The organism is Streptomyces sp. WAC06614 (assembly GCF_003949795.1).
Lineage (GTDB): Bacteria > Actinomycetota > Actinomycetes > Streptomycetales > Streptomycetaceae > Streptomyces.
Genome location: NZ_RPRY01000392.1, coordinates 1 through 5896, shown reverse-complemented (window position 1 = coordinate 5896; position 5896 = coordinate 1). Strand labels below are relative to the sequence as shown.

Below are 5896 nucleotides of genomic sequence, written 5' to 3'. Positions count from 1 at the left end.
CCACGGTCCCCCGCCCCGGTCCCGCCGCCGCGACCGGCCTGCGGCCCCCCGCGGGCCCCGACCGGCCCGACCCGCCCGGAGCCGCTGACGACCGCCCGGCCGTGCTGTTACTCCACGGACTGATGGGCCGTGCCTTCCACTGGGCCGGCACCGCCCGCTGGCTCGCCGCCGGCCACCGCGTCGTCGCCCTCGACCAGCGCGGCCACGGCCAGAGCGAGCGCCCCGCCGCCGGCCCGTACACCCGCGAGGCCTTCGTCGCCGACGCCGAGGCCGCCATAGAGCAGCTCGGCCTCGCCCCCGTCACCCTCGTCGGTCACTCCATGGGCGCCCTGACCGCTTGGCAGCTCGCCGCCCGCCGCCCCGACCTGGTGCGTGGCCTCGTCATCTGCGACATGCGGGCCTCCGCGCTCGGCGCGGCCTCCCAGCGACAGTGGGAGGAGTGGTTCAGCCGCTGGCCGCTCCCCTTCCCCACGCAGGACGCCGCCCGCCGCTGGTTCGGCGAGGACGACCCCTGGGTGGAGCGCCCCAACCCCGGCCGCGGCGACTTCTTCGCCGAGGTCATGCACGAGGCGGAGGACGGCTGGCGCCCGCTGTTCTCCCGCCGCCAGATGCTCACCGCCCGCGAGACCTGGGTCTACGACGCCCACTGGGAGGAGCTCGCCCAGGTCCGCTGCCCGACCCTGGTCGTGCGCGGTCTCGACGGCGAGCTGGGCCGCGCCGAGGCCCAGGAGATGGTCCGGGTGCTGCCCGCCGGCCAGTACGCCGAGATCCCCGACGCCGGCCACTACCTCCACTACGACCAGCCCGACGCCTGGCGCGCCGCCCTGGAACCCTTCCTGAACGCCGTACCGGCCGGCCCCTGAACGCCGCGCGGACGCCCGGTCCACCCCACCCCCGTGGCGGTGGCCCGAGCGCCCGCACCGACCCCGCCGGCGCACGAGGCCCCGGACGGGCCCGGCCTCAGCCCTTGCTGACGGCCTGGAGGATCTCCGGCAGGCTCGTGGCGACCTTCCGGGCGCCGAGCTTCAGCCCCGCCCAGGTGGCCAGCAGCCCGTACAGGACACCCACCGGGAGGACGACCCACAGCAGCGCGTGCGCACCCGCCACGTGCAGCCCCACGGTCAGTGCGATCAGCGGCACGCACAGCACCGCGGCCGACAGCATGCCGCCGAAGATGCCCGCCCACGCCAGCCCCGCCTGCCCCGGCGCGACGTTCTTGAACGCCCCCTCCGACGGGATCGAGTACGGGTAGTACGCCGAGGCCAGCGCGCCCGTGCACAGCATCGCGCCGAGCAGCCCCAGCGCCAGGCCCAACGCCTCCGGCAGCGCCGGCCAGTTGCCCACCAGCCCGGCCGTGACCGCCGTGACCAGCACCGTGTACGGCACGGTGACCAGCGCCAGCGCGAAGGCCCGCCCGCGCAGTTCGACGTAGGCGTCGCGCGGCGAGGAGATGGTCTGGGCGACCATCCAGAACGCGGAGGTGTCCTGGCCGAACTGGTTGTACATCTGCACGCCCAGCATGCCCGCGCCGAAGCACGCCAGATAGACGGACCCGGTGCCCTGCAGGGCGTTGAAGACCGGCACGATCAGACCGATGGCGAGCGCGGTCACCCAGGCCGACTTGGTCTTCGGGTCACGCACGACGTAGCGCAGGGTGCGCTGCATCACCGTGCCGGTACGGCCACCGGGCAGCAGCGCCCACGCCCCGCCGCCCGACGCCCGCTCCTTCTCCGGGGCGGCCGCGGCCACCGTGGAACCGTCCGGGGTGACCATCAGCTTGGTCAGACCGCGCTCCCAGGCGAACACCAGCAGCGCCAGCGCCACCAGGGTCAGCACCAGTTGGACCGCCGCCCGCCCGTACGCGCCGGCGCTGACGGAGTCCACCATCCCGAGCGCGGTGGCCGGCGGGAGCCAGCGCAGGACCGCCTCCACCGGCTCCAGCGAGCTCAGGCCGCCGGCCTGGGTGAGGCGCTGGCCCGCGAAGTTGGCGAGCTGGGCGCCCACCGCGATCAGCAGACCGCTGAGCACCGCCAGGTCACGCCCCTTGCGGCTGTTCAGCAGCCGCACGTTGGCGGTGGCCACCGCACGCGCCAGCGCCACGCACACGAGCAGCAGCAGCGGCACGGCCAGCACCCCCGCCACCACGGCGGCCGGCCCGTGGGCCACCGCGACCACCGCGCCGACGGCCAGGCACAGGGTGAAGAACGGGCCGATGCCGATCAGCGAGGACACCAGCAGCGCCCGCACCATCGGCCGCGGCCGCAACGGCAGCATCACCAGCCGCGACGGGTCGAGGGTCTCGTCCCCGGCCGCGAAGAACAGCGGCATGAACGCCCAGCTCAGCCCCAGGATCGCGGCGAGCACCACGACCGCCGTGCCCGCATGCGCGTGTCCGCGCAGCACCGACAGGACGAGCACCACCACGGCGGCGGCCAGCAGCGCGAGGACGGCCGAGCCGACGAAGGCCGCCTTGCGCTTGGAGGACCCCTTGAGCCCGTTGCGCAGCAGCGCCAGCTTCAGCCGGACGAACGTCGAGGTCAGCGAAGGTGCGGGGGCGGCGGCCCGGGCCGCCGGGGCGGCCGGGGCCGCAGGAGTGGCGGTGCTCATCGTCCGCCGCCCAGCCAGTCCAGCGCCGCACCGGCGTCGCGGCCCTGGGCGCCGACCAGTTCGAGGAAGGCGTTCTGCAGGGACGGCGCGGCGCCCCGTACGTCGGCGAGCGGGCCCGCGGCCCGGATCCGGCCGCCGGCCATCACGGCGACCCAGTCGCACAGCGACTCGACCAGCTCCATGACGTGCGAGGAGAAGACGACGGTGGCGCCGGAGGCGGTGTAGCGCTCCAGCACCCCGCGGATGGTCTGCGCCGACACCGGGTCCACGCCCTCGAAGGGCTCGTCCAGGAACAGCACGTCCGGGTTGTGCAGCAGCGCGGCCGCCAGGCCGATCTTCTTGCGCATGCCCGTCGAGTAGTCCACGACCAGCTTGTGCTGGGAGCCCGCGAGGTCCAGGACCTCCAGGAGCTGCGTCGCCCGCTGGTCCACCTCGTCACCCGGCAGCCCGCGCAAGCGGCCCATGTAGCCGAGCAGTTCCCGGCCGGAGAGCCGCTCGAAGAAGCGCATGCCCTCGGGCAGCACCCCGATCCGCGACTTCACCGCGGCCGGGTCCTGCCACACGTCGTGCCCGGCGACCTCCACACGGCCCTGGTCCGGGCGGAGCAGCCCGGTCACCATCGACAAGGTGGTGGTCTTGCCGGCCCCGTTGGGTCCGACCAGTCCGACGAACTGCCCGGCGGGCAGCTCCAGATCGATCCCCGCGACGGCGATCTGCTCACCGAAGCGCTTCCACAGTCCTTCTATACGTACGGCGGGTGCGGTCCGTACCGCCCCGTCCGCCCCCTGGGCCCCGGCCATGATCAGCCCTGCTCTCTCGTTCTGTCCCCGTTGGTCGTCATCACCTTAGGTACAGGTCGGGAGGGGGGAGCAGTTACGAATGTCATGACTTCGGGACGAGGTACGCCCGCCGCGCGGACCGGTACGCCGGGCGTGCGGGACCGGTACGCCGGGCGTGCGGGGACTACGCGCGCCGGGCGCGCGCCGCCGCCGCGTCCCGTCCGCAGGCGTACGCGAGCGCGTCGACGAGTTCCTCGGCGTCGGGCAGCCAGCGGTTGGCGGGCGTCGGACGCATCGCCCACTGCACCGAGCCCTGGAGCCCGTACCGGGTCGGCGGCGCGGCCACGTACTCGCCCTCGCCCCGCGCCCGCAGGTCCAGCGAGGCCGGCGGCCAGCCCAGTTTGCGGACGAGGTCGGGCAGCTTCGCCCCGGCGCCGGGCAGCACGAAGAACATCATCCGCCGGTCCGGGGTGCGGGTGACCGGGCCCACCGTCAGCTCCAGCCGCTCCATCCGCGCCAGCGCGAGGAAACCGGCGGTCTCCGCGACGTCGATCACGTCGAACGTGCGGCCGGTGGGCAGCAGGATCGACGCCTGGGGGTGCCGGGACCACATCCGCCGGACCTGTACGGCACTGCCCGTGGCCTGCGCCGCCCAGTCCTTCACCGCCGGGTGCGCCCCCGGCGCCGTGCAGTCCTCACCGCCCCCGCAGGAGCACAGTTCCCTGCCGTCACCCGCCTCCAGCCAGGTGCCGGCCAACACATCCCAGTGCCGCTCTTCCGCGTACCGCACGGCATGGTCCAGCAGCGCCTCGCCGCGCTGCTTGGGGATGGGTGCGGTCTCCGTGACTCCGATCGTCTCTTCCACGCCCTTCACAACTCCCCCCGTCACCGGGGGTTACGGGCCCGCCCCCGCCGGCCGCCGGAGCATCGATCCTGCACGCGGGGCGCATCGGTGCACGGACGGGGGCGCGTAGGGGGACGGCGAGCGGGGAGTGGGTAGCGACACGTCGCAGAGCGGAAGATTCTCCGCCAATCAGCCGGGAAGTGATCATTCGAACGATCACCCGCGGCCACAGGGGGTTTTCATGGCAGCCAGGCCTCTCGTCGCCCGCCAGCCGAACGAACGGTTGCAGGCGCTCATCCAGGAAGCCGGGTGCTCCAACGCCGGGCTCGCCCGCCGCGTGAACATGTGCGGCGCCGAGCACGGTCTCGATCTCCGGTACGACAAGACGTCCGTGGCCCGCTGGCTGCGGGGGCAGCAGCCACGCGGCCGGGCACCCGGAATCATCGCCGAGGCGCTGGGCCGCAAGCTCGGCCGGACCGTCACCATCGACGAGATCGGCATGGCCAACGGCAAGAACCTCGCCTCCGGTGTGGGCCTGCAGTTCTCCCCGACCGTGGTCGGGGCCATCGAGCAGGTCTGCGAGCTGTGGCGCAGCGACGTCGGCCGGCGGGACTTCCTCGCCGGGTCGAGCGTGGCCGCGTCCGCGCTGGTCGAGCCCAGCCGGGACTGGCTGATCACCGGGGCCGACACCCAGGTGGCCCGGCACGGCGGATCGCGGGTCGGGATGTCCGACGTGGACGCGGTCCGGGCCACCACCGAGGCCCTGGTCGACCTCGACCACCGCTTCGGCAGCGGCCATGTCCGGCCGGTGGTCGTGCACTACCTCAACAGCGTGGTGTCCGGCCTGATCGGCGGCTCGTACCGGGAGTCGGTCGGCCGGGCGCTGTTCGCGGCCGTGGCCCGGCTGACCGAACTGGCCGGCTACATGGCGGTGGACACCGGGCAGCCCGGGCTGGCCCAGCGCTACTACATCCAGGCCCTGCGGCTGGCCCAGGCCGCCGGCGACCGGGCGTACGGCGGCTACGTGCTGGCCGCGTCGATGAGCCATCTGGCCGCGGAGCTGGGCAACCCGCGGGAGATCGCGCAGCTCGCGCGGGCGGCGCAGGAGGGTACGCGCGGGCAGGTCACGCCGCGGGCCGAGGCGATGTTCTACGCGGCCGAGGCGCGGGGTCACGCGCTGCTGGGCGATGCCCGGGCCACGGCCGTGCTGTCCTCGCGGGCGGTGACCGCGCTGGAGCGGGCCGAGCCGGAGTCCGGCGACGACCCGGTGTGGATCCGGCACTTCGACGAGGCCTATCTCGCGGACGAGCTCGCGCACTGCCACCGCGACCTGGGGCAGGCGGAGGCGGCGGCGAAGCAGGCGGAGGCGGCGTTGCGGGCCCTGCCGGAGGGCAAGGCCCGCAGACGGGCCATCGGGATGCTGCTGCTCGCGGCGGCGCAGGTGCAGCAGCGGGAGGTGGAGCAGGCGTGCCGGACCGCGGGGACGGCGGCCGAGCTGCTGGGGACGCTGCGGTCCGACCGGGGCACCGAGTACCTGGAGGACTTCCGGCAGCGGCTGGAGCCGTACCGGGACGAGCCGGCGGCCCGCGAGTTCGCCGCGTTGCTGCGGGTGGGGGCGGCGGCTCGTCCCGGTACGGCTCCAGCCGCTGCCGGAAGTCCTCCAGGT

The 5896-nt window shown here is 74.5% G+C and carries 5 protein-coding genes; 2 read left to right on the top strand and 3 right to left on the bottom strand.

Annotation, left to right across the window (positions count from 1 at the left end):
• Positions 1–38 precede the first annotated feature (38 nt).
• Positions 39–863, top strand: coding sequence for an alpha/beta fold hydrolase (locus EF918_RS31470; protein ID WP_260610841.1), 825 nt, complete (start codon positions 39–41; stop codon positions 861–863).
• Between the two features lie 97 nt (positions 864–960).
• Here EF918_RS31470 and EF918_RS31465 read toward each other — a convergent pair whose 3' ends face one another.
• From EF918_RS31465 to EF918_RS31455, 3 genes are all read right to left on the bottom strand, one after another.
• Positions 961–2607 carry a transporter gene (locus EF918_RS31465; protein WP_125652330.1) on the bottom strand — a complete coding sequence of 549 codons (1647 nt, stop codon included), beginning with the start codon at positions 2605–2607 and terminating at the stop codon, positions 961–963.
• A complete protein-coding gene (locus EF918_RS31460) occupies positions 2604–3407 on the bottom strand; it encodes an ABC transporter ATP-binding protein (RefSeq protein WP_125652329.1) in 804 nt (267 codons plus the stop codon). The genes EF918_RS31465 and EF918_RS31460 overlap by 4 nt, the downstream gene beginning before the upstream one ends.
• A 163-nt stretch (positions 3408–3570) precedes the next feature.
• Positions 3571–4260, bottom strand: coding sequence for a bifunctional DNA primase/polymerase (locus EF918_RS31455; protein ID WP_125652328.1), 690 nt, complete (start codon positions 4258–4260; stop codon positions 3571–3573).
• Between the two features lie 211 nt (positions 4261–4471).
• On the opposite strand from EF918_RS31455, the gene EF918_RS31450 reads away from it, so the two are divergent.
• Positions 4472–5896: hypothetical protein (locus EF918_RS31450; protein WP_260610840.1), on the top strand; the 1425-nt coding region annotated here is incomplete at its 3' end.